General features: G+C 56.1%; 17 protein-coding genes and 1 tRNA gene. 3 read left to right on the top strand and 15 right to left on the bottom strand.

All coding sequences use genetic code 11. The features are described from left to right. Nucleotides 1-58: 58 nt before the first annotated feature. The 11 genes from ACGHUK_RS12225 to ACGHUK_RS12175 form a co-directional block, all read right to left on the bottom strand. Nucleotides 59-3,061: a glycoside hydrolase family 3 C-terminal domain-containing protein gene (locus ACGHUK_RS12225; RefSeq protein ID WP_390574438.1), complete on the bottom strand. Its 3,003-nt coding sequence runs from the start codon at nt 3,059-3,061 to the stop codon at nt 59-61. A 53-nt stretch (nt 3,062-3,114) separates the two neighbouring features. Further along, on the bottom strand, nt 3,115-5,034 hold the full coding sequence (locus ACGHUK_RS12220) for a glycoside hydrolase family 2 protein (RefSeq protein WP_390574437.1): 1,920 nt from the start codon (nt 5,032-5,034) through the stop codon (nt 3,115-3,117). Between the two features lie 262 nt (nt 5,035-5,296). Continuing rightward, nucleotides 5,297-6,580, bottom strand: a complete 1,284-nt coding sequence (locus ACGHUK_RS12215) for a GHKL domain-containing protein (protein WP_390574436.1) — start codon at nt 6,578-6,580, stop codon at nt 5,297-5,299. Then, a complete protein-coding gene (locus ACGHUK_RS12210) occupies nt 6,577-7,287 on the bottom strand; it encodes a LytTR family DNA-binding domain-containing protein (protein ID WP_005942793.1) in 711 nt (236 codons plus the stop codon). Before ACGHUK_RS12210 ends, ACGHUK_RS12215 begins: the two co-directional genes overlap by 4 nt. A 215-nt stretch (nt 7,288-7,502) precedes the next feature. Continuing rightward, complete coding sequence (locus tag ACGHUK_RS12205) at nt 7,503-7,799, bottom strand: type II toxin-antitoxin system RelE/ParE family toxin (RefSeq protein WP_005942795.1); 297 nt, start codon at nt 7,797-7,799, stop codon at nt 7,503-7,505. Further along, nucleotides 7,789-8,070 (bottom strand): type II toxin-antitoxin system prevent-host-death family antitoxin, encoded by a 282-nt coding sequence (locus ACGHUK_RS12200; protein WP_005935267.1) that lies wholly within the window; start codon nt 8,068-8,070, stop codon nt 7,789-7,791. The genes ACGHUK_RS12205 and ACGHUK_RS12200 overlap by 11 nt, the downstream gene beginning before the upstream one ends. 136 nt (nt 8,071-8,206) lie before the next feature. Beyond that, on the bottom strand, nt 8,207-8,485 hold the full coding sequence (locus tag ACGHUK_RS12195) for a hypothetical protein (protein WP_005342358.1): 279 nt from the start codon (nt 8,483-8,485) through the stop codon (nt 8,207-8,209). A 216-nt stretch (nt 8,486-8,701) separates the two neighbouring features. Continuing rightward, on the bottom strand, nt 8,702-10,309 hold the full coding sequence (locus tag ACGHUK_RS12190) for a recombinase family protein (RefSeq protein WP_390574435.1): 1,608 nt from the start codon (nt 10,307-10,309) through the stop codon (nt 8,702-8,704). 263 nt (nt 10,310-10,572) lie between these two features. Further along, entirely contained in the window at nt 10,573-11,190 is a 618-nt protein-coding gene (locus tag ACGHUK_RS12185; protein WP_005930833.1) for a Type 1 glutamine amidotransferase-like domain-containing protein, read from the bottom strand. A gap of 442 nt (nt 11,191-11,632) precedes the next feature. Further along, nucleotides 11,633-11,708: transfer RNA gene (locus ACGHUK_RS12180), tRNA-Val, on the bottom strand. A 67-nt stretch (nt 11,709-11,775) separates the two neighbouring features. Then, the gene (locus ACGHUK_RS12175; RefSeq protein ID WP_118526731.1) at nt 11,776-12,378 is read right to left on the bottom strand and encodes a TetR/AcrR family transcriptional regulator; all 603 of its coding nucleotides are present in this window, start codon (nt 12,376-12,378) and stop codon (nt 11,776-11,778) included. A 249-nt stretch (nt 12,379-12,627) separates the two neighbouring features. Here ACGHUK_RS12175 and ACGHUK_RS12170 point away from each other — a divergent pair, with 249 nt between their 5' ends. Both ACGHUK_RS12170 and ACGHUK_RS12165 read left to right on the top strand, forming a co-directional pair. Beyond that, entirely contained in the window at nt 12,628-14,727 is a 2,100-nt protein-coding gene (locus ACGHUK_RS12170) for an RND family transporter (protein WP_097780802.1), read from the top strand. Nucleotides 14,728-14,734: 7 nt separating this feature from the next. Then, nucleotides 14,735-16,645 carry a hypothetical protein gene (locus ACGHUK_RS12165; RefSeq protein ID WP_390574434.1) on the top strand — a complete coding sequence of 637 codons (1,911 nt, stop codon included), beginning with the start codon at nt 14,735-14,737 and terminating at the stop codon, nt 16,643-16,645. A gap of 280 nt (nt 16,646-16,925) precedes the next feature. Here ACGHUK_RS12165 and ACGHUK_RS12160 read toward each other — a convergent pair whose 3' ends face one another. Both ACGHUK_RS12160 and ACGHUK_RS12155 read right to left on the bottom strand, forming a co-directional pair. After that, entirely contained in the window at nt 16,926-18,071 is a 1,146-nt protein-coding gene (locus tag ACGHUK_RS12160) for a glycoside hydrolase family 105 protein (RefSeq protein ID WP_390574433.1), read from the bottom strand. 4 nt (nt 18,072-18,075) lie between these two features. Continuing rightward, on the bottom strand, nt 18,076-19,632 hold the full coding sequence (locus tag ACGHUK_RS12155; protein ID WP_390574432.1) for a glycoside hydrolase family 28 protein: 1,557 nt from the start codon (nt 19,630-19,632) through the stop codon (nt 18,076-18,078). Nucleotides 19,633-19,847: 215 nt separating this feature from the next. Between ACGHUK_RS12155 and ACGHUK_RS12150 the strand changes: the two genes are divergently transcribed. Next, nucleotides 19,848-20,666, top strand: a complete 819-nt coding sequence (locus tag ACGHUK_RS12150) for a helix-turn-helix domain-containing protein (protein WP_390574431.1) — start codon at nt 19,848-19,850, stop codon at nt 20,664-20,666. An 84-nt stretch (nt 20,667-20,750) separates the two neighbouring features. Here ACGHUK_RS12150 and ACGHUK_RS12145 read toward each other — a convergent pair whose 3' ends face one another. Then, nucleotides 20,751-21,608: a carbohydrate ABC transporter permease gene (locus ACGHUK_RS12145; RefSeq protein ID WP_005942942.1), complete on the bottom strand. Its 858-nt coding sequence runs from the start codon at nt 21,606-21,608 to the stop codon at nt 20,751-20,753. Nucleotides 21,609-21,618: 10 nt separating this feature from the next. Further along, a complete protein-coding gene (locus ACGHUK_RS12140; RefSeq protein WP_120079897.1) occupies nt 21,619-22,548 on the bottom strand; it encodes a carbohydrate ABC transporter permease in 930 nt (309 codons plus the stop codon). Nucleotides 22,549-22,660 lie beyond the last annotated feature (112 nt).

Raw genomic sequence — 22,660 nt, 5'->3', positions numbered from 1 at the left:
CGCCCCGCCTTCGGGGCAGGCTGCCGTAACATGGGGTCAGGGATCGTGCAGACCGGAATTACTTCTGGTCAACAGCAGGAGCGGTGTCTGCCAGCTCCTTCTTGCGCTTGAGGGCCTTGCTCAGCTGCCATGCGCACAGCACGGTCAGCACAGCCAGCACGGCGATCAGTGCATAGATCGCAGTCTGCCACCAGGGCAGCACGGTCTTGAGCGTATCGCTTGCAGACCAGCCGTTCATGGCGTTGGAGTTGACCACGGTGTACAGGATGTGATGCATTGCATTGCGCATCTGGGTCACGATGTAGGCATCGTTCTCGTAGTTGGCAGCCTTGGTGGTGTGGATCTTGGGCATCGGGCTGTCCCAGATGTCAGAACCGGCGATCAGGCCGTCCACCAGATCCATGTACTGGCTGGAGCCGGAGAAGTCGGTGATGCACATGCCGCGCATGCCCAGCTCCTCGCGCAGGAAGCCGTTCAGCAGGTTGGCGTTGGCACCGCACCAGGTTGCGCCCCAGCGGTTGAAGCCGGTCATCACGCACCATGCGCCGCCATCCGTGATGGCCTTATCGGCCACTTCCAGATAGATCTCGCGGGCGGTCTGCTCGTTCAGCCAGGTGTTGACACCACGGCGGCTGGTCTCGGAGTCGTTCAGGGCAACGTGCTTCAGGTAGACATACACGCCCTTGGACTGGATGCCCTGCACCTCGGCAGCGCAGATGGTGCCGGCCACAAAGGGATCCTCGGCGTAGTACTCGAAGTTACGGCCGGAGTAGGCGGTGCGGTGCATATTGATGCCGGGGCCGTACAGGCCGGAGTAACCCATGGCAAGGCAGTCCTCACCGATGCACTTGCCCACTTCGTTGATCAGGTCCACATTGAAGGTGGCAGCCATGACATCCTCGGAGGTGTAGCACATGGCGGATGCACCGCCGGTCAGGGCAGCGGTCAGGCCCTGCGGGCCGTTCTCGTCCTTGGTAGCGGTCTTGCCGATGGAGGCAGCCGCCGCAGTGTTGTGGAAGCCCAGAGTGATGGTGTTGACCATCTCATCGAAGGTCAGCTGATCCAGCAGGGTCTCCCACTGGGGATCGTCGAAGCCTTTGCCGATCATGGAAGCGAGGGTCAGGCCGTTCTTGGCACCCAGAGTGGGCATCTCGACGCTGTCGGCCTCGGTGCCGTCGTACTGGGTAAAGGCCAGATCTGCAGCCAGCGTTTCGTTGGCGGTCAGGGCTGCAGGCTGGGTGGGAACCGTTCCGGTCCAGTCGGAGCGGCTCATCCAGGTCACGCTGCCGGGAGCATCGCTGCTCTTGTTGGGGTCGGACTCATCGAACAGGTTGGTGATGGCAGTGCCGTTGGCGCTGGTGGCGTAGGTGGTGGTATCCAGTGCCTCGTTGGTCCACTTCCAGACCAGAGAAGTATCGCCGTCCTCGGTCATGCGGCCATTGGTGCCGGCCACGGTGTAGCCCTTGGCAGCAAGGATGTTGTTGACAGCGTTGTGAGAATCGGTAGCAGCGGTGAAGTAGTAGTCACCGGCATCCAGAATGTAGGTCTTGGCGTTGTTTGCGTCGTAGGTGCGCAGCTCGCTCTTCTTCACGGTGATGGTCACATCCTCGGAAGCGCCGGGAGCCAGCACATCGGTCTTGGCAAAGCCGCACAGCTCTGCAGCGGCCTTCTCGATGCCGTTTGCCTTGTCGTAGTCGGTGTAGGGAGACTGGAAGTAGACCTGCACGGTCTCCTTGCCGGAATAGGTCTTGCCGGTGTTGGTGACCTTCAGGGTGACGGTGAAGGCATCGTCAGACTCGGCCACATTGAAGTTGCTGTAAGCGAAGGTGGTGTAGCTGTCGCCGTAGCCGAAGGGATAGGCAACGGTGGTGGCCCAGTCATAGTCGCCTGCCTTGGCAGTGCCCATGACCACATCCTCGTAACGGGTCTCGAAGTAGCGGTAGCCCAGATAGATGCCTTCCTGATAGACGCTGTACATGCCCTGCACGTCTGCACCCTCGGTCAGCAGGTTGTACTCTGCTGCGTTGGGGTAGGCCTGGGTGTAGAAGTTGTACATGGCAGGGTTTGCCAGATTGTCGTACAGGTAGGTGTCCACCAGAGAGCCGGAGGGGGTCACAGTGCCGGCGAGCAGCTGGCCCACACCGTTGATGCCGGTTTGGCCCACATCACCGATCCACATGGCGGCATCGATGCCGTAGTCCTCGCCGCAGATGGCAGGGTTGAGAAAGTCCATCTCCAGTGCGTTGGAGCTGTTGATCAGGACGACGATGGACTTGAAGGTGCCGTTGTCCTTCAGTGCCTTCAGGTTCTTCAGCAGCTCGATCTCTTCAGCAGACAGCTCCAGATAGTTGCCGCTGCCCTCGGAACCGGAGATCCAGCTGTCGTTGGTGCCGTTGGCACCGCTGGGCAGGTCTGCGCCCTCACCGCCGGAGCGGGAGAACACCACGATGGCAGCATCGCCGTACTCGGCAAAGCTACTCTCGGCGCTGGACAGTGCGCTCCACGGAGCTTCATTGACAGCGTACTGGGTGTTTGCTTCCAGCGTATCCGAGATGGAGGCCGGGGTAATGCGGCTGTAATTCGTCATCATGCTGTCGGACTTGTACAGATCCCACAGCGTCTGGTTGACCTGAATGCCCTGAGCTTCCAGTGCTTCCTTCAGGTTGGGGGCCTTGCTGGTATCCACGGAACCGGAGCCGGTGCCGCCGTACATCAGGTCCACAGAGCCATGGCCGAACAGGCTGACCTTGGCGCTGCCTGCCAGCGGCAGGGCAGCGTTGTCGTTCTTCAGCAGGGCAGCGCCCTCGGCCTCAACGGTGGCGCACAGCTCAGCCTCATAAGCCTCACGCTCTTTGTCGGAAGCAAAGCCCGCTTTGAAGTATTCGGTATCTTCCGTAGTGTTGCCCTTGATGATCTTATAGGTCGATGCATTCAGAGCAACGTTCAGGGTGGTGGCGTACTGATTTGCGATCATGTTGCCCACGATGGCGGCGATGGTCAAAATTGCCGTCAGCGCAGTGAGCACCGACCACAAACGTACTTTGGGTTTTTTGGTATTCATTGGTTCTCCTCCTTTTCATGTATAACAACCGCCAGACAGCGGAATGTCCTTGTTTATACCCAGTTTGCACTCTTGGACTTGGTTTTCACCAGCTTGTAGCTGGGGTTCGGCTCTGCCACATTGCAGAAGGATGCGGTGTCGATGCAGTCGCCTGCAACGGCCTTCAGCTCCACCTTGCCATGCAGCGGCACGCGGAACTTGAAGATGTGCTCGCCGGTCTGCTCTGCCAGCTTTTTGCCGTCCGCATACAGGGCGACGGTGTTCTGGTTGGAGTAGACCTTGACCTCGATCTCCTTCTCGGTACGGTCGGTGAACCGCTTGGAGCAGATATGGACGAAGTTTTCCTCGCTCCACCATGCTTTATAGAGGTAGAAGCTGTCCTTTTTGGTCTTTCGGTCAAAGGTGACAAGACCCTTGTGGTTCATGCCCGGCTCGCCGCCCTGATCCCGGGCGTCGGCTGCAAAATCGAACATGTTCCACACATGGGTCGCCCACAGCCACGGGTGGCGATCAAAGCACTTCAGCATATACTCGTGGTACTTGGCCTGATATTCCTCGGTGTGGTCGCCCCGGCGGGGGTGGGCACTGTGGAGGTTGGGCATGCCCTCGGCACCGTACTCGGAAAAGCCCAGCGGACGGTTGGGGTATACCAGATGGAAAAAGTCCATCCACAGGTCGTTCAGGAACAGGCCCGGCACATACCAGCCCAGATACAGGTTCCAGCTGACCAGATCGGTGATGTGCGCCACCGGGTTGAAGGGGCCGCACATGGCGTAGCAGGCCAGCGTGGTCAGGCGGGTGGAGTCCATCTTGTGGCACAGCTCGTTGAGCACCCGATGGTTGTCCAGCATATTCGCCTTGTCCTTGGTGGAAATGGTGATCTCGTTGGACACGCCCCAGCAGACGATGGAGGGGTGGTTGTAGTTCTGGTGGATGAGCTCCTTCATCTGGCTGATGGTATTTTCCCGGCCATTGGGCAGATGCTCGGAAATGTAGGGAATCTCTGCCCAGACCACCATGCCGTACTGGTCGCACAGGTCGTAGAAATACTGGTCGTGCTGGTAGTGCGCCAGCCGGACGGTGTTTGCACCCAGCTCCCGGATCAGCGCCATGTCCTCATCATGCATCTCCCGGGTGATGGCGTTGCCCAGACCCTTGCGGTCCTGATGGCGGGACACACCGTGAAGGGGATAGGGCTTACCATTGAGGAAAAAGCCCTTCTTTGGGTCTACAGAGAAGCTGCGCAGGCCCACCTTGGTGGTCACTTCATCCACCGGCTTGCCGTCCTGCAGCAAGCGGACGACACAGGTGTACAGGTAGGGGTCCTTCACGCCGTTCCACAGGTGGGGAGCATCCAGATGGAGGAAAGTATTTTCGCCTTCGCCCTTTGCAGCGGTGCGGCCCTCGGCATCCAGCAGCTCCACCGTCACGGTGCCGCTGCCTTCCACCAGCGTTTCCACCTGGATGTCGGCGCTGCCCTCTTTCAGGGTGGGGGTGATCTTCACGCCGGTATCGCCAAAGTGTCCCAGTGCGATGTGGTTTTTGTTCACCACCAGCAGGCTCACATCCCGGTAGATGCCGCCGTAGAAGGTGAAGTCTGCTTTCTGGGGGTAAACGCGGTCGTTGACGCTGTTGTCCACCCGCACCGTGAGCTGGTTTTCTGCCTGCAGCAGTTCCGTGACCTCTACCCGGAAGGTGGAGTAGCCGCCGTCATGGGTGCAGAGCTGCTGACCGTTCAGCAGAACGGCAGCGCTGGCGTTGACACCCTCGAACTGCAGCCATACCTGCTGCTGTGCCGGGTCGTACACCGGTGCTGCAAAGCGGGTGCAGTAGGTGCAGCAGCCCCGCCAGTAATCGTTGCCGCCGTCCTGACCGTCCCTGGCATTCCATGTATGGGGCAGCTCTACGGCGGTGGTAACGCCGTTCGGGCCGGTGAACTGCCAGTCCTTCATGAGCTTTGCAATACTACGCATCCGATTCCTCCTGTTTTTGCTGTGGTACAGTGATTTTTTCTTGTTCTCTGTTCTTTGTCATTATTTTATCAGAGTGGCCGTATTTCGCAAGATGCGTGCGAAAATCGGTCGTTTTGCGTGCGCATTCGGTTTTGGACTGCCAAATGTGAACTGATATATTTGTAAGTTTTTCACAAGCAGATGTATCCAACAAACCGCAAAAAGAAAACCGCCGCAGTCCTTCCGTTTCCGGAACTTCTGCGGCGGCTGCCGTTTTCTTAACTTATTTTTGCAGCGGAAAGATGATCTTTTCCGCAAAAAACTCTCCCTGCTCTTCCAAGGTCAAAGTGCCTTTGTACTTCTGCACGATGCGACGGATCACCTTCAGCTCGTATTGTGCAGAGCGGCTTGCCTGCTGTTCCGGCGGGCGCAGCGGGCTGATGATGTTCACCACCACAAAACCCTGCCGCACACAGACCAGCAGATCGATGACCCTGCACTCCGGCCGGGAGACCTGCACCGCGCTTTCCACGGCGTGATCCAGCGCATTGGCAAACATTGCGTACAGATCCCCCGCTTCAAAAAAGCCCAGACAGCTGCCGTTTGCCACAGCATTCAGCTGGATGCCCCGGGACTCGCACAGCAGACTCTTCTCGGTCAGCACCACATCCAGCACCTCGTTGCCGGTGTTGCGGTTCGCGTCATACAGGCGGGCTGCGCGCTCGGCCTCATCAATGCGCTCCGGCGGTACCTCTTCGGGCGACAGCTTGCGGAGATTGGCAATCTGCACTTTCAGCTCATGGCAGCGCTTGTTGATGATCTGCACGTTCTGCCGGGCCACCTGATACTGCTGACGCTGACGCTCGTACAGCAGATTCAGTTCACTCATCTCTTTTTCCATGGCAGACTTCTTGAACAGCTCACTCTGGAAATACAGCAGGGTGATAAAATAGAACTGCCCGATCAGAATGGTAACGGTAAGACTCAGCGGAGTCTGTTCGGCGCGGGCATTGTCCAGCACGGCGGCCTGCACCATGAACAGGATGCCAATGAAGAACGCGCTGAACAGCTGCCGGGGCCCGATGTTGTATTCTCCTTTATAAGGAAGCTGCCGTGCCAGCAGGATGTACACCGCCGCAAAGAATACCGCCCCGGACAGCAGCTGTACCAGAACCGCCCAAGGGGAAGCCATGTTCAGCGGGTGTCCATACCGGGTAAACTGCAGCTCCAGAAAGCACCAGCTCTCGTAGGCGCACTGCGCGATGAGCAGGCTCCATACTGCGCAGTACAGGGCACCTTTTTTATTGATATCCGTACACAGATAGATCATCCCGCCCAGCAGCGCAAAAAAGGAGATGTAAAGTACTAGCAGCAGGAGCTGCTGCTGCCACAGTGTTGTGGACTGTGCCAGAGGGTCCAGCAGCTGCGCCAGCAAAAGCAGCGGGAGCAGCATCCCGCAGGCGCGCGCCCAAAAATGGGAGCGATGCCGCAAAGGCAGACAAAAGACCAGCGCCGCGCCCCAGCGCAGCAGCGCCCGGAGCAGGCTGTTCAGCAGCGATGTGGTCACAGCACACCTCCCATGTAGGACGCTACTGCGGTAAGAAAGGCCGTGCGCTGCCGTCGGCTGATCTCCAGCCGGTCGTTTTTCACAAGGGCAAAGTCGTTTTCAATGCCCTTGACGTAGGCCAGATTGACCAGATAGCATTGGTTGCAGCGGACAAAATGATACTCGGCAAGCTGCTTTTCGGCACTTTGCAGGCTGGCGCGTGCCGCGAACTCGCCTTTGGAAGTGTGGTAGTACAGCATCCGGCTGTGGGTCTCCAGATAATAGATATCAGCGGTGTCCAGCAGCTGGATGCCGCCGCCCGCCAGCTGCAGCACCACCTGCCCGCCTCTGCGCCGCTGCACCCGCTGGATGGCGCGGGAAAGCTTGGTGCAGAACTGATAATAGTTCACCGGCTTCAGCACATAATCCAGTGCATCTACCTCGTAGCCTCGGATGGCATACTGTGCCATGTTGGTCACAAAGACCAGCACCACATCCGCATCCACGGCCCGGATGGCTTCGGCCGCTCCAAAACCGTCCAGCCGTGGCATCTCCACATCCATAAAAATGATGTCGAATCCCGGCGTATAGTGCTCTGCGATCTCGGCACCGTCTGTGATGAGACTGATTTCCACCTGCAGGCCCTGCTCCTGCGCATATTGCCGGACGAACCGGTTCAGGCTTTCCCGTGTTTCTTCCTGATCCTCTACGATCGCAATTTTGAACATCCTGCACCCACCTTCTCACTGCGTCTGATCGCCGTATGGCTCTTTTTATTGAAACACACTTTTCTATGAAATGCAATGGAAAACCTTGCGGGGAAAACAGATGCGGTTCTCGTCCTGCTCTGACGTGGGTTAGTGGATGGCGCAGCAAAAAAGCCCCAGACAACCGTCTGAGGACTTTTGTGACAGAGCATTGCCAAGGGCAGGCAAACCTGGATTTATTCTAGATACTGCGGCAGATTCCACGCACCTCGCAGCACACGGTGGACCTCCACAGTCTTTATTTCATCGTTGACGCGGTAAAACACAAGATACTGGTCAACGACCATCCTACGGTAAGCAGGGTCGAGGCGGTAGATCTCGCACATTTTCGGGGTATCGCCCAATTTTGTGATCTTCTCCCGCAGCTCTTTCAGTACGCGGCTAGCTGTTTTAGGGTAAAAGCCAGACAGATATCGGGCGATATCGTTCAGGTCCTGTACAGCAAGGGGCAGATATTTGATTTTATACGTCATACTGCTTGCCCAGCGTCTCCCATACACTTTCGTGGTCTGCCCATTGCGTGTCGGGGTCAGCCGCCTGCTGCTTTGCCTTGGCAAGTGCCTCGGCAACATACCGCTGGTGCAAGAACTCCTCGTACTTGGCGTAGTCCTCAATGTTGATGAGAACTGATTCCCCACGGCCATGATTCGTGATAATCACATGGTCGTGGTCTTTGAGCATTTCCGAAATTTCGGCGTAATGGTTGCGCAGATCCCGGGAAGGGCGAACGAACGTCTGCATCATACGGGACACCTCCTGTCAGGAATATTGTATCACAAAATGACTACGGACGCAAGGCTGATGATTCTTGTTAGGGCGTGCGGAGCCCCAAACCCTGCTAAGAACGAGTACGGCAAACTGGAATTGACCGAGCTGATAGTTACCGTTTTCTAACACTCCATTCATCATCTTGAGCTTTTCTTTCAGCATAGTAACCGCAAGGCATATCCTTTAGAATACCAACAGAATTATCTAAGTCGAATACTGATTTTAAGGATACTAACTTTGCTTCGTCTGTTTCATGTGCTTTTCCACATAGAAATTGCCACATTCCATCATCTTCATCATGTGATACATATAAAATAGGTTCTCCATTCTCTAATATGTGGCAACAGGTTATTGTAGCTGTATTTGGTGCGTCATAAAATGGGAATTTCATATTTAACACTCCTTCAAATTCCGATTTGTTGAACTGAGCCGAGTATACCACGTCTTGTTAAGAATATCAAAAGGCAGGATACCCCCATGATGGTGATACCCTGCCTTTGCTTGTCCCGGTTCTCGTCCTGTACCGCCACCACGAAAAAAGTCCCCAGACCAAAAGGTCTGGCGGCATCTTTCTTGATAGACATTCCTACGCATTGGGAACCGCGCACTAATCAAAGCCCCACCGGGGCTTTGATTGCCTTCGCTGCGCTCGGCACGTGCTGTTCGAGTCCTGTACCGTCCGGCTCCGACGTGGGTTAGTGGATGACGCAACAAAAAAGCCCCTGACCAAAGTCAGAGGCTCTTGTTTTGGTGGAGCATTGTCCACGGCACTCGAACCCAACACTTCCTCACGGGTGACCGTTTTGGCATCATCCGTGAAGTTGAAATTGAGTACGACCCGGTCATCAAAGACGTAGACCGAGTTGACAAAGGTATCAATGATCTGCCGCTGGTGTTCCGTGCTGCCCACGTCACCCTTGCGGAATTTCTCAAGCCAGAACCGAATCCACTCACGGGTCAGAACGGGCTTTTTCAGTTCTTCTTCCAGAATGCTGGTGTTCAGGGCTTCTTTCCGGGCTTCCAATTCGTCTAGCCGCTGCTTGGTGGTCGAGGTCAGGATGCCCTGTTCAATGGCTTCCAGAAGGTTTGCCAGCCGCTTCTCCGTGTCCCTGAGCTGGTCTTTCAGGACAGGCAGCCGGGTGTTCTCTTTCTGCTGGGCTTCCATGACCAAATCTATCAGCTGTTCGATGATTTCATCGTTAAAAATCACCTTAATGGCGGTGTCCACCACGAACCGCTCCAGAGGCTCCTTGCGGATGGCTTTCAGGTCACAGTGCGCCTTGCCGTGGCGTTTGGCGTTGCCGCACTTGTAGTAATAGTAGGTGTTTCCCATGTGGCTGGTGCCACTTTCGCCACCCATCAGGGTGCCGCACTTGCCACAGAACAGCTTGGTGGTCAGCAGATAGCTCACATCCTCTTTTGCAGGCCGACCATGGGCGATCCTGTTCTGCTCGAAACGCTGCTGCACCCGGTCGAACAAGTCCTTGTCAACAATGGCCGGAATGCCGCCCGGCGTCACAATGTCCTTGTAGCGGTATTCGCCGATGTAGCGGCGGTTGCGGAATATCTGGAAGAAGCTGTTCTTTACGAACGGCTTCCCGGTGCGGGTACGCAGGCCGCGCTCGTTCAGGGATGCGGCAATCTTCTCAGCCGGTTCGCCGTCGGCGTACCGGCTGAAGATCTCCTGCACAATAGGAGCCGTTTCCGGGTCGATATGGTATAGCCTGTCCTCCTTGCCAATGGTGAAGCCCAGCGGCACCACGCCGCCGTTGTACTTGCACTGGAGGGCATTTTCGCGCTCACCGCGCGCCACTTTCAGGGCGAGTTCGGCGGAATAGTATTCCGCCATGCCAATCAGCATACTCTCCACCATAATGCCTTCAGGCCCCTGCGAGATGGGTTCCATGGCAGACACCAGATGGACACCGTTCTTTTCCAGCTGGTACTTGTAGTTCACGGCATCGAATCGGTTCCGGGCAAAGCGGTCGAGCTTCCAGACCAGAACCACATCGAAGATTTTCTTTCCGCTGTCCTTGATCATCCGCTGAAAGTCTGGGCGGTCATCCGTTTTGGCAGAGTAGGCACGGTCAATGTAGGTGCCGACCACGGTGATGCCGTTCTTCTCGGCGTAGGCCTTGCAGTCGCGCAACTGTCCCTCAATGGACGCTTCTCGCTGGCTGTCGGATGAATAGCGGGCGTAGATTACGGCGGTCATGGTTGCACCTCCTTGGCGTGTATTCGACTTGCCTTTATAGTATCGGGTCAAGCGCAGCTTGTCAACAATCTGCGAGCAGAGTGAAATGCGAAAATTGCGAAACGCAGCGAAAAAGGTGAGAGCAAGAATCGTCCCGTGGCCACAAATTTTCAATTCTTGAAAATTCTTGCCCCTTTGGGACAGCTTCTTGTTGGGGCGTGCCTGCCCCAAACCCTGCTGGAACGAGTACGGCAAACTGGAATTTGACTAATCCTACATGTGCATCATATTACACTCATGTAATTATCCTCTACATAAACAGCTTTTCCATCAGCAAGCTTAATCTCATCTTTGCCGTTCGGTAATACTGTTGTTTCAGAACCATTCCAATGGGGGATAATAGGATTGTCAATAATATGTAATCCATCTGTTAAATTTCCCGCCGCATACATACTTCCTGCACTGATTCCGACATATATAAGTCCGTTTTTAATTGCATTATTAAGTATTCTATCAAAACCAGTTCTAGACATTTCACGACAAAGCACAGATACATCACCACCACTGACAAAAACAGCATCAAATTGGTTTAATTCTTCAAAAGTTAATAGCCTTGTAAGCATAAACGGGGTTGTAACATACGAAGAATAGGTTCTTTGATAGTCTTTTGAAAGAATTAATTCCAGATTGTACACTAATATATTTTCGTACTGAATTCCCATTAGAAAGAGTTCATGAAAACATATTGCAAGCGACTCTCTTGCACCATCTGTTTCAATGCCAGCTGTTGGAATATAAAGCACTTTCACATCCTTCGGACACTTTCCAATAATATCAAAGAATTTCTCTTTCATCTTATCGGTCAACCCTGCAGATGTAAGAAATAGATGTTTTCCATTCATATTCTTTTACCTCGTCAAACTCCGATTTACTGGGCTAAGCCGAGTATACCACACTCCACCATGAAAGAACACCCCGATATAGTGAAATTTTGCCATTTTTCTGCGTACGTGCGTACACGCTCCGCAGGGATTCTAAGGGGCTTGACCCCTTGGCACACAGACTTTGGCACAAAGTCTAGTGTGTTACACCTTGTCAGAGGTGTACAGGCTCCCGGTACGCACGTACGCAGCGACTACTCCCAAACGCGCCATATAGGGGGACGACCAAGTTCGCACAAAGCGAACTTGATTCCGCAAAGCAAAAGGCAGGATACCACTATCATAGTGATACCCTGCCTTTGCTCGTTTACCGTTCCGAGTAGTCCTTCCGCAGAACTTCCGATAAACAAAAAACGTACCCAAACCCTTTTTCATAAAGAATCGGGTTCGAGTACGAACTGTATGGTGGACGGTACAGGACTCGAACCTGTGACCTCCTGCACGTCAAGCAGATGCTCTACCAGCTGAGCTAACCGTCCATAAGTCATATCGACTTGAATAGTTTACCACAGCCTGTGCAAAAAAGCAATACTTTTCTGTGATTTTTTATTTTTCCACCTTCAGCGACCTGCGGACGATATCGTACAGCACCGGCTTCATGGCTTCAATATCATCGGGCTTGCCCTCCAGCACGCTGGAATAGCACACCGACATGCACATGCTGCCCAGTGCCGTGATGCGCTGGTAGATCTCCCGCTCGGTGCGGCCGGCCATTTCCGGGCTGGTCAGCACCACATTCAGCAGCTTGCGCATCAGCGGCTCGGCTTCGCGGCTGGCCTCGATCTGGTCCAGCCCCGGCCATATGAAGTTGTGCTCCAGAAACTTGAGCACCAGCGTATCCTTCCGCAGCGCTTCGATGATGTGGTCGATCACCGCCACCATCTTGTCCGGGAAGTTTTCGAGCTCTGTCTGCTTTTCCACCGCTTCGCACGCATCGCTCAGCAGCTGGTAGCTCACCCGGCCCAGCAGCGCCTGCATCACCGCACCCTTATCCTGAAAATACAGATAAAAGGTGCCCTTGGCCACCTTGGCCCGGCTGGTGATGTCCTCTACGCTGGTTTTTGCGGCACCTCGCTCCAGAAACAGATCATAGGCTGCCTCCAGCAGTGCCCGGCGCTTCTCCTGCTTTTTGCCCTCCACGGTACCCATATTCCCTGACGATTCCTCTTTTCCGCTCGTTTTCATTCGCTCATTTGTGTTATCTCAATCATTTTAGCAGTCCTTTCCCGATAGTGCAAGTCCAAAAAGCTATACAATTTCAGGCAGTTGATAAGAAAACTGACTTTTGGTCATTTTTGTGCTTGACACCCGGTTTGTCATGGTTATAATAGTGTTTGCTTGGAAATGACCACCAGTCATTTTACTAAGATTTTTAACCATTTTCTATGGAGGGTTCTCATGAAAAAGATCGCACAGGGCATTGTGCGGCTGCGCAAGCTGATCCTGACAGTAGCATTCCTGCTGTTGATCCCTTCCGCAATCGGCGCAATTGCTACCCGCATCAACTATGACATCCTCACCTACCTGCCGCAGGATCTGGACTCCATGATCGGCGAGGTAGCCCTTGAGGACGATTTCCATTTGGCCTCCACCGGTATGATCACGGTAGAAGGCTTACCCACAAACGAACTGATCGCCATGAAGAAGGACATCGAGGCTGTTCCCGGCGTGACCCAGACCTTCTGGCTCAGCGATGTGATCGACCCCAGCATCCCCACCGAGATGCTGCCCGCCGATGTGCAGCAGTTCATGTTCGGCAAAAACGATTCCACCATGCTGATCGTCCGTTTTGACGCCCCCAGCGCCAGCGACGAGACCATGGAAGCCGTCGCTCAGATCGAAAAGCTGCTGCGCAAGGACTGCTTCTTCGGCGGTATGAGCGTTATCCTGCAGGACACCAAGGCACTGGTCAATCAGGAAATGCCCATGTACATCCTGATCGCCGTGGGTGCCAGCCTTTTGGTGCTGTTCCTTTCGCTGGAAAGCACCATCACCCCGCTGCTGTTCATGCTGGGTCTTTTGTTCCCCATTGCGTACAACTTCGGCACCAACATCTTTCTGGGCCAGATCAGCTACATCACCGAAGCACTGGCCACCGTGCTGCAGCTGGGTGTCACGATGGACTTCTCCATCTTCCTGCTGCACCGCTATCAGGAAGAGAAGGAGCTACGCTCTTCCAACGAGGAGGCCATGTCCAGCGCCATCTGCAAGACCATGACCTCCATCTCCGCTTCCAGCCTGACCACAATCGCGGGCTTCCTTGCACTGTGTGCCATGCGCCTGACGCTGGGCCGCGATATCGGCCTTGTCATGGCAAAGGGCGTTGCCCTCGGTGTCATCTGCACCGTGGTCATCCTGCCCTCCCTGATCCTTACCTTTGATAAATGGGTGGAAAAGTACAAGCACCGCACCGTGATCCCCAAGCTGAAAAAGCTCAGCTACTTTGTTTCCAACCACTCGGTGCCCATCGTGGTTATCTTTATCCTCATCCTCATCCCCTTTGCCATCGCGCAGAACAAGACCGAGGTCTACTACACTCTGTTCGACTCCCTGCCGCAGGACCTGACCGGCATCGTGGGCACCAACAAGCTGGGCGAGGACTTCGGCATGACCACCAGCCACTTCATTCTGGTGCATGACGACCTGACCGCCACTGAGGTGAGCGACCTGTGCGATGAACTCAAGGACGTGGATGGCATTACGCAGGTGGTAAGTCTGGATTCCATCACCGGCCCGGGCTTCCAGACCGAGCTGCTGCCCGACAGCATCATGGAGATCCTGCAGTCCGGCGGCTACAAGCTGATCCTTGCCAACAGCTCCTATAAGACCGGCACGGATGCCATCAACAACCAGCTGGACGAGATGATTTCCCTCATCAAGACCGTTGACCCCGAGGGCGTCATCACCGGCGAGGGCGCCATGACGAAAGACCTGATCGAAGTGGCAGATGTGGACTTCAAGAACGTCAACGTCTGGTCCATCATGGCCGTTCTGGTCATCATCGCCGTTTCCTTCAAGAGCATTTCCATCCCGGCGCTGCTGGTAGCCAGCATTGAAGCCGCCATCGCCATCAACATGGGCATCCCGTACTTCACCGGTACGCAGCTGCCCTTCATTGCAAGCATCGTCATTGGCACCATCCAGCTGGGTGCTACCGTGGACTACTCCATCCTGATGACCACCCGTTACCACGAGGAGCGCGCCTTTGGCCGCACCCCGAAGGAAGCCGCCCAGCAGTCGCTGGAGCACTGCAGCCAGTCCATCCTGACCAGCGGCCTGACCTTCTTTGCCGCCACCGTCGGTGTGGCTGCCATCAGTAAGATGGAGCTGCTGAAGAGCATCTGCCTGCTGATCTCCCGCGGCGCACTGATCAGCATGGTGGTCATTCTGGTGATGCTGCCCGCAGCCCTGATGCTGTGCGACTGGATCATCCGCCACACCACCCTCAAGTGGATGGTACCCGAATCCGCCAACGCCAAGAAGTCTGAAAAGGAGTAATTACGTTATGAAAAAATCGCTTCGTTTCGCCAGTGCGGCGCTGGCTCTCACCCTCGCCGCAGGCTGTGCAATGCCCGCATTTGCAGCTGGTAAGAGCAGCTTTTCCAAATCCGAGACCGTCTATGCTGTGATGAACGGCGACGGCTCCATCAAGAGCACCACCGTCAGCGAGCACCTGTACAGCGCCTCCGGCCTTGCAAACGTCACCGACAAGACCACCCTGACCGACATCCAGAACACTGAGAGCGATGCCGAGTTCACCCAGAACGGGGAAGAGCTGGTGTGGAACACCAACGACACCGATGTTTACTACAAGGGCAATACCGACAAGGCCCTGCCCATCGATGTGAAGGTGACCTACGCTCTGGACGGTCAGGAAGCCGCCCTTGAGGACATCATTGGCAAGAGCGGCCACCTGACTGTGACCGTCAACCTGAAGAACAACGAGACCGGCACCGTGAACGTGAACGGCAAGGACCGCACCATCGTCACTCCGCTGATCACCGCTGTGGGCGTCATTCTGGGCGGGGATGCTTCCAACGTGACCGCAGAACACGGTATGATCGAAAGCGCCGCCAAAAGCAGCGTTGCCGCCTTTGTTACCCTGCCGGGCGTGAAGGATTCCCTGTCCGGCCTGCTGCCCGATGAGGTGGACAGCATCGAAGACTATCTGCAGGACACCGTGACTGTGGAAGCCGATGTGGAAGACTTTACCTGCCCGCAGGTCATGGTGGCCTGCGCTACCAGCACCGCTGCTCTTGGCACGGACAATGTGTTTGACCTGAGCAGCATCAACGACCTGACCGATGGCATCAACCAGCTGAACGATGCCATGAGCCAGCTCATGGACGGCGCTTCCCAGCTGGTGGACGGCACCTCTCAGCTGGCAGGCGGTGTTCTGGCCCTGCTGGACGGTGCCAACACCCTGAACAACGGTGCTGCCGCTCTGGACGACGGCCTTGGCCAGCTGACCAAAGGTCTGGACACCCTGAGCGCCAACAATGCAGCACTGAACGCCGGTGCGCAGCAGGTGGCGGACGGTGTGCTGGCTTCTGCCAACAAGACCCTGAAGGAAGGCGGCCTGATCGACGAGGACATGACATGGTCGAACTACGAGGCTGTGATCGACAACATCCTCACCATGAACGATAAGACCCTTTCTGCCGGCCGCAAAAAGATGGTGCGCACCATCTGGGAGCAGGCTCCCAACTTCAAGGATAGTCAGCTGGATCTGGCCCTGTATCTGTCCGCGACCAAGACGAACCACGATCTGGAAGCAGCCCTGAAGCTGATGCAGAACTTTGACGCTTCCATGCTGACCGGCGCTCTGGAGATGGTGACCAATGCCGATGCCAAGAACACCATCCACGAAGAGCTGAAGTACCAGATCAAGAACAGCCAGGATATAGCTGATGTCCGCGCCCTGAAGACCAGCCTTTCTCAGATCCAGTTCTTTGTTTCCAGCGTGAACCAGTACACCGCAGGCGTGCAGACCGCTGCGGACGGTGCCCACTCCGCAAAGGATGGCAGCGCACAGCTGGCTGCAGGCACCAAGACCCTGTATGACGGCGTGAACACCCTGAACACCGGTGCAGGTCAGTTGAATGACGGCGCAGGCCAGCTGAACGACGGTCTGAACCAGTTCAACGAGGAAGGCATCTCCAAGCTGACCGGCGCGCTGGATCAGGATCAGCTCCATGGCCTGAAGACCGTGCTGGACGAGATGACCGGCCGCCTGAACGACTACACCAGCTTTGCCGGTGCACCGGACGATGCCGAGAGCAGCGTGAAGTTCGTCTACAAGACCGCTGAAACCGTGGCCGCTGCCGACACCACTGCAGCCGAGACTGAGACGGTGAAGGAAGGCAATATCTTTACCCGCCTGTGGCAGCGCATCGTGAACCTGTTCAAGTTCTGATAAGCCATCTTCGAGAATTCATGTTGAACCTCTTTCCATAGAGAAGGGGCTGTTGCAAAACAGCCCCAACGAAAAAATGAGATAGGCTTCCCCGGAAGGGGCTGCCTATCTCATTTTTTTTTGAGATCTGCCTTTGAGTTTTCAGCGTTCTGCCCGTTTTGTACGGTGAATGCGGCTGTTTTCAACATTTTAAAGAGACGCTGTTTTGCAACAGCCCTGCGGGCGATGGAATGGCCCGACTCGTGTCCGGCAAGAAAGCTGCCCGCCCACGATGTGCAGTTTACTTGCGTGCAATCATTTCGGTGTAAGCCAGCACCAGCGGGCCGACACCCTTGGCATCGTTGCAGACCACCGGCTCGCTGAAATAGTAGGCCAGAGAGCCGTCGCGGTGATCCTTGCCGCCAAGACCCGCCACCAGGCAGATGCCGTCCAGCTGCAGACTGCCATCCGGGTTCTTGGAGAGATACTTGTCGCAGGTGCCGTAGAAGGCCTTTTCGGCCCATGCGGCCATGCGTTTGGGCAGGTAGCCAAGACGCACGCCTTTGAGCACCGCGTAGGCAAACAGAGCGGTGCCGCTGGTCTCGAGGTAGTTGCCCTCCACACCGGGGCGGTCCATCACCTGCCAGAACATGCCGGTCTCCTCGTCCTGGAATTTGTGCACATCCTCAATGGTCTGCTTGAGCATTGCCATGATGCCGCGGTACTCATTGTATAGCTGCTCGTCCATCCGCTCCAGCACATCTACCATAGCTACCATGAACCAGCCCATGGCACGCAGCCAGAAGTTGGGGCTGCAGCCGGTGACGGGGTCGGCCCAGTACATCTGGCGGCTCTCATCGTAGCCGTGGTAGTACAGGCCGGTCTTTTCGTCCCGCATGTGTTTTTTGATATTCATGAACTGTTTGTAGCTGTCGATGCAGCCCTGCATCTTGTTAAAGCGGGTCTCGTACTCCATGTAGAAGGGCTGGGCCATGTAGGTGCCGTCCAGCCACACCTGCCATGGGTAGATGTCCTTGTGCCAGAAATTGCCCTCTTTGGTGCGGGGCTGGGTGGCCAGCTGGCTGCGGATGGTCTCGATGGCCTTGCGGTACTTTTCATCCCCAAAGATATCGTACAGGGTGAACAGGTTCTTGCCCTGATTCACGTTATCCAGATTGTACTCCTTGGGGTCGTAGGTCTTGATGGAGCCATCCTCCTGCACGAACCAGTCGATGAAGTTCTTGGAAAAGCGCAGGTACTTCTCGTCGCCGGTGGTCTTGTACAGGCTCAGGCAGGCCGTGATCATGCAGCCGTCGATGTAGTTCCACTTGTTGGGCTTGCCGCTGCGCACCTTTTCGATGTTCCACATGGGTGCTTCGGCGCTGGAATTGGCGATCAGATAGTCCACGTAATCGCCCAGCATGGCAAGAATTTCTTCATGGGTCATGGTATCAGTCCTCCTCAAAATGGCCGACATTTGCAAAGTGCAGGCGTTCGCCCTCGTAGCCCTCGATCTTCACGTTGTGCAGGTCGATCTCCTTGACATTCTCGGCGTAGATGGCCAGCTTCTTCACCAGAGGGCGGTTATCCGCCATAGCGGCCTGACCGGCCTCGGCATTGGGGTCAAAGGTGATCGTGACGTTCTTCATGGAAACGCGCTCAACAGGCTGCTCCGGCAGGCCGTCGAAGTAGCATCCCGCGAACTGAGCGTCGGTGGCGACGATGTCCTCCATGGTCAGGCTGCCCAGCTTCGGGGTGTACTCGTCCACGGGCATGGCATCGCGGCACTGCACATAGGGGCCGTGGCCGTCCGGGTCGCAGAAGTAGAACATGTTGATGACGAAGGGTGCCTTGACACCCCGCATCTCCACGTTGCGGAACACCAGCCCGTCGATGACGGCGGTGTTGCCGCGGCCACGGCGGGTCTTGACGCGCAGGCCGCGGTCGGTGTGATCCATCAGGCACTGGGTGACCACCATATCCTTCACACCGCCGCTCATCTCGCTGCCAATGACGATGCCGCCATGGCCTTTGTCCAACAGGCAGTTGCGGATAACGGTGTGCTCACAGCTCTTTTTCAGCTTCATGCCAAGGAATACTTTGCTGGCCTTCATGGCAATGCAGTCGTCGCCCACATGGATGTTCACGCCGATGATGCGGATATACTCGCAGCTTTCGGGGTCGATGCCGTCGGTGTTGGGGGCATTGTAAGGATTGTTGATGTTGAAGTTCAGCAGGTCAAGATGCTTGACAAAGATGGGGTGGATCGTCCACGAATAGCTGTTCTGTACCGTGATGCCGTGCAGGCAGATGTTCTCGCTGTCCACAGCAGCCACAGCGCGGGGCCGCCATGCGATGCGCTTGATCTTGGGCGTTACCCACCAGTCGCCGTTCTCGGCATCGCAGTCCAGCGTGCCCTCGCCGGTCACAACGACATCGTGCACCTGCGTGATGTTCAACAGACCCGCAAAGCTGTCCAGCGGGTTGCCCTCCCAGCCGGTCAGGTAGTATTCATCCACCTCGTTCTCGCTGGGGATCACGCCGGGCAGGATGGGGTAGTGGGTGCGGTCATTGTCGCCCAGCAGCACAGCGCCCTTTTCAAGATAGAGGGTGGTGTTGCTTTTCAGGAACAGGCTGCAGGTGCGGTAGCGGCCTGCGGGCACGTACACTGTGCCGCCCTTGGGGCAGGTGGAAAGAGCCGCCTGCAGCTTGAGGGTGTTGTCCGTGGTGCCGTCAGCCACCAGACCGTAGCGGGAAGCATCCACAAAGAAGGTCTCGGCCTCGGTGGTAAAGGCGCAGGTCAGGCTTTCGCCCTCGGCCTGCACACCCACCGTGTACTCCGTACCGGGCAGCAGGGAGAACAGGGAGAACACGTTGGTCTGGCAGGCTTCGTAGACGGTCTTTCCGTTCAGGGTAACGGTGAACGGGTGGGCCGGACGATAGCACAGGCCGTTTTCCAGCTCGAAAACAGCGCTGCGCGTCATGGAACGGATAAGCGACAGATTCATGAGAGAACCTCCTGATGGTTTTGTCTTGCCCGCAGGAAACGGACATGATATGATAAAGATTAGAATGAAGGGAACCCCTTCCGTCGAACCCTCGCGGGTTTGCCACTTCCATCCGTGATGGAGGCTTTGGCATACCGGAAAGCTTTTCCTATTCGCCAGAGGCTCCCTCTTTGAGGGAGCTGGCGCGGCATCAGCCGCGACTGAAGGAGTTACCTATGAGATCAGAACGTGAAAAGATCACCGGCAAGGTGGCCGCTGCCACCCTGCGGCTGAATGCGAACCGCTACGAGCTGCCGCCGGATGAGGACACCTGCTATCTGCTGCTGGTGTCGGAGGGCAGCGTCACGCTGGAATACGAGGGCGGGAATGTGCTGGTAAACCCCGGCAGCGCCGTGCTGCTTGGCCCCGGCGGCTGCCGCTTTGCACAGACCGGCAGCGCCGTGCCGCAGATCGTGGGGTGCCACTTTCCGCTGGGGATGCTGCATGATTTGAAAAACACAGCCGGGCGGGATTTCGGCCGCCTGTTTGCGCCCGGGGAGCACACAGTGCTGTATGCACCGGTGCAGTGGCAGAGCCGCATCCGTACCCTGCTGGAAATGATGGCCAGCGCCAGCACCGAGCAGGATTACCCCGGCCCGCTGTACCTGCTGCTGATCCTGCACTATGTGGAGCAGGAGTGCATTGCCGAGAGCAGTGCCGTGGCGCGTCCCCACAACGAAACGGTGGAGCAGATCTGCGCCTACCTTGCGGCCAATTACCGGCAGAAGTTTTCCCTCACCGAGGTTGCGGCGCAGTTTTATCTTTCGCCCTACTACCTGAGCCGTTTGTTCCGGCGGGTAACGGGCCAGTCCATCGTGGATTACATCAACAACCGCCGCATCGAAGCGGCCCAGAAGCTGCTGGAAACGACTGAGCTTTCCATCAGTGCGGTGGCCGAGCAGACCGGCTTTGCCAGCGCCGCCCATTTCCGCCGGGTGTTCCGCGAGGTGATGGGTACTGGCCCACTGCAGTACCGCAAAGGACATAAGAAATAAGAAACACCCCCTGCGCCATCTACGGGAACGGCACAGGGGGTGTTTGTTTGTATCAGATAATCTTATGCTGTGCGGGGAAAGGGCTTAGCCCTTGACGGCACCGGCAGAGATACCTTCAACGAACTGGTCCTGTGCACAGAAGAAGACGATCAGCTGCGGCAGGATGGAGATGAGGGACAGAGCAAGGATCTTGTTCCATGCGAAACCGGTATCACCGTCCATGGACAGCTTGACGAACAGGGACATCGGGTACTTACCGGGAGTGCTGACGTAAAGCAGCGGACCCATGAAGTCGTTGCAGCTCCACATAAACTGGAACAGTGCGCAGGACACCAGAGCGGGGCCAAGCATGGGCACGATGACCTTGTACAGGGTCTGGAAGGAGGAGCAGCCGTCGATGGCAGCGGCTTCGTCCAGATCACGGGGGACATTGCGCATGAACTGCACCAGCTGGTAGACGAAGTAGGTCTCGGTCGCAAATGCGCAGTGCACCCAGATAGCCAGATAGAAGGGGCTGTCCAGCCAGCCGAACTTGTTGTACAGCAGGTACTGCGGCACATTCAGAACGACCTGCGGCAGGAACAGGGTGGCCAGCATGATGTTGAACATCAGCTTACGGCCGGGGAAATCGAAGCGGCCAAAGCCGTAGGCAGCCACACAGGCGGAGACCACCGTGCAGATCACCTTGGGGATGACGTAGCTGTAGGTGTTCAGCATGGCCTGCAGGATGTTGATGGAACCGCCAAAGTTGTTCAGTGCGCCGCGGTAGCCATCCAGAGTGGGGTGCTTGATCCACAGGCTGATGCCTGCAAAGATCTCGCTGTTGTCCTTAAAGGTAGCGCTGATCATCCACAGCAGGGGATAGATCATGATGACGCCGACCAGGATCAGGACGAAATACTTGAAGAAGGTCGCGATTTTGTTCGATGCTTTCATTCCCATACTGGTCACCTTACCTTTCGTCAGAGTAGTAGACCCACTTCTTCTGGCTGGTGAATGCAATGATCGTCAGGATGCAGACGATGATGAACATGATCCATGCCAGAGCGGATGCCATACCCATGTCATAAGACTTGAATGCGTAGTTGTAAACCAGCAGAGAGATCAGCGTGGTGGAACCACGGGGGCCGCCGTTGGTGATGATGTAGGGGCCATTGAACTCCTGGAAAGCCTGGCAGATCTGAGTGACCAGATTGTAGAAGATGATGGGGGTGATCATCGGAACGGTAATGGAGAAGAACTGACGCCACTTGCCGGCACCATCAATGGTAGCGGCTTCGTACAGGTCTGCAGGCACGCCCTTCAGAGCGGCCAGGAACAGCACCATGGCGGAACCAAACTGCCAGATACGCAGGAAGCAGATGATCCACAGCGCGTAGCTGGGGTCAGACAGCCACTCGGGGCCCTGCACCAGACCAAAGGTGACAGCGCGCAGCACGGTGTTGAGCAGGCCGTCCACGCTGAACACAGCCTTCCACAGAACGGCGATTGCAACAGAGCCGCCCAGAATGGAGGGAATGTAGTACACCGTGCGGAACAGGTTGACGCATGCGATCTTGAAGTTCAGGATGTATGCGATGAACAGCGCAAAGACCAGCTTCAGAGGCACGGTGATGAAAGCGTACTTGAAGGTGATGAGCAGTGCCTTGGTGATCTTGGTGGTGGTAAAGGCCGTGATGTAGTTGGCCAGACCAACGAACTGGGTGCCGCTCTTGAAGAAGTTCATATCGGTGAAGCTGTAGTACAGCGACTGACCGAAGGGAACTGCCTTAAAGACGACGAAGCCGATGATCCAGGGGATCAGATAAAACAGACCCTGATATTTGTCCAGCCATTTCTGGAACGGGGTGCGCCCGATGGCGGGAGCATTGCTTTCTTTCATCTGGGAAATCCTCCTTTTTAAGGAATTTCGGAGCATGAGACGGACGAAGGGGTAACAGACTGGATACAGCTTTGTCAGAAATTTGTAACATATCTCTGACAAAAAAGGGGGC

The organism is Faecalibacterium sp. i25-0019-C1 (assembly GCF_042854225.1).
GTDB classification, from domain to species: domain Bacteria; phylum Bacillota; class Clostridia; order Oscillospirales; family Ruminococcaceae; genus Faecalibacterium; species Faecalibacterium taiwanense.
The sequence above is the reverse complement of the archived record's forward strand: the minus strand, read 5'-3'. Positions and strand labels throughout refer to the sequence as shown.

Bases quoted from the DNA above. Each gene is read 5' to 3' on its own strand.
- ACGHUK_RS12175 (WP_118526731.1), bottom strand. From the start codon at position 12,378: ATGGGTACCGTGGAGGGCAAAAAGCAGGAGAAGCGCCGGGCACTGCTG.
- ACGHUK_RS12145 (WP_005942942.1), bottom strand. From the start codon at position 21,608: ATGGGAATGAAAGCATCGAACAAAATCGCGACCTTCTTCAAGTATTTC.
- ACGHUK_RS12140 (WP_120079897.1), bottom strand. From the start codon at position 22,548: ATGAAAGAAAGCAATGCTCCCGCCATCGGGCGCACCCCGTTCCAGAAA.
- ACGHUK_RS12185 (WP_005930833.1), bottom strand. From the start codon at position 11,190: ATGAATGGAAAACATCTATTTCTTACATCTGCAGGGTTGACCGATAAG.
- ACGHUK_RS12165 (WP_390574434.1), top strand. From the start codon at position 14,735: ATGAAAAAATCGCTTCGTTTCGCCAGTGCGGCGCTGGCTCTCACCCTC.
- ACGHUK_RS12205 (WP_005942795.1), bottom strand. From the start codon at position 7,799: ATGACGTATAAAATCAAATATCTGCCCCTTGCTGTACAGGACCTGAAC.
- ACGHUK_RS12210 (WP_005942793.1), bottom strand. From the start codon at position 7,287: ATGTTCAAAATTGCGATCGTAGAGGATCAGGAAGAAACACGGGAAAGC.
- ACGHUK_RS12225 (WP_390574438.1), bottom strand. From the start codon at position 3,061: ATGAATACCAAAAAACCCAAAGTACGTTTGTGGTCGGTGCTCACTGCG.
- ACGHUK_RS12150 (WP_390574431.1), top strand. From the start codon at position 19,848: ATGAGATCAGAACGTGAAAAGATCACCGGCAAGGTGGCCGCTGCCACC.
- ACGHUK_RS12160 (WP_390574433.1), bottom strand. From the start codon at position 18,071: ATGACCCATGAAGAAATTCTTGCCATGCTGGGCGATTACGTGGACTAT.
- ACGHUK_RS12190 (WP_390574435.1), bottom strand. From the start codon at position 10,309: ATGACCGCCGTAATCTACGCCCGCTATTCATCCGACAGCCAGCGAGAA.
- ACGHUK_RS12195 (WP_005342358.1), bottom strand. From the start codon at position 8,485: ATGAAATTCCCATTTTATGACGCACCAAATACAGCTACAATAACCTGT.
- ACGHUK_RS12220 (WP_390574437.1), bottom strand. From the start codon at position 5,034: ATGCGTAGTATTGCAAAGCTCATGAAGGACTGGCAGTTCACCGGCCCG.
- ACGHUK_RS12200 (WP_005935267.1), bottom strand. From the start codon at position 8,070: ATGATGCAGACGTTCGTTCGCCCTTCCCGGGATCTGCGCAACCATTAC.
- ACGHUK_RS12170 (WP_097780802.1), top strand. From the start codon at position 12,628: ATGAAAAAGATCGCACAGGGCATTGTGCGGCTGCGCAAGCTGATCCTG.
- ACGHUK_RS12155 (WP_390574432.1), bottom strand. From the start codon at position 19,632: ATGAATCTGTCGCTTATCCGTTCCATGACGCGCAGCGCTGTTTTCGAG.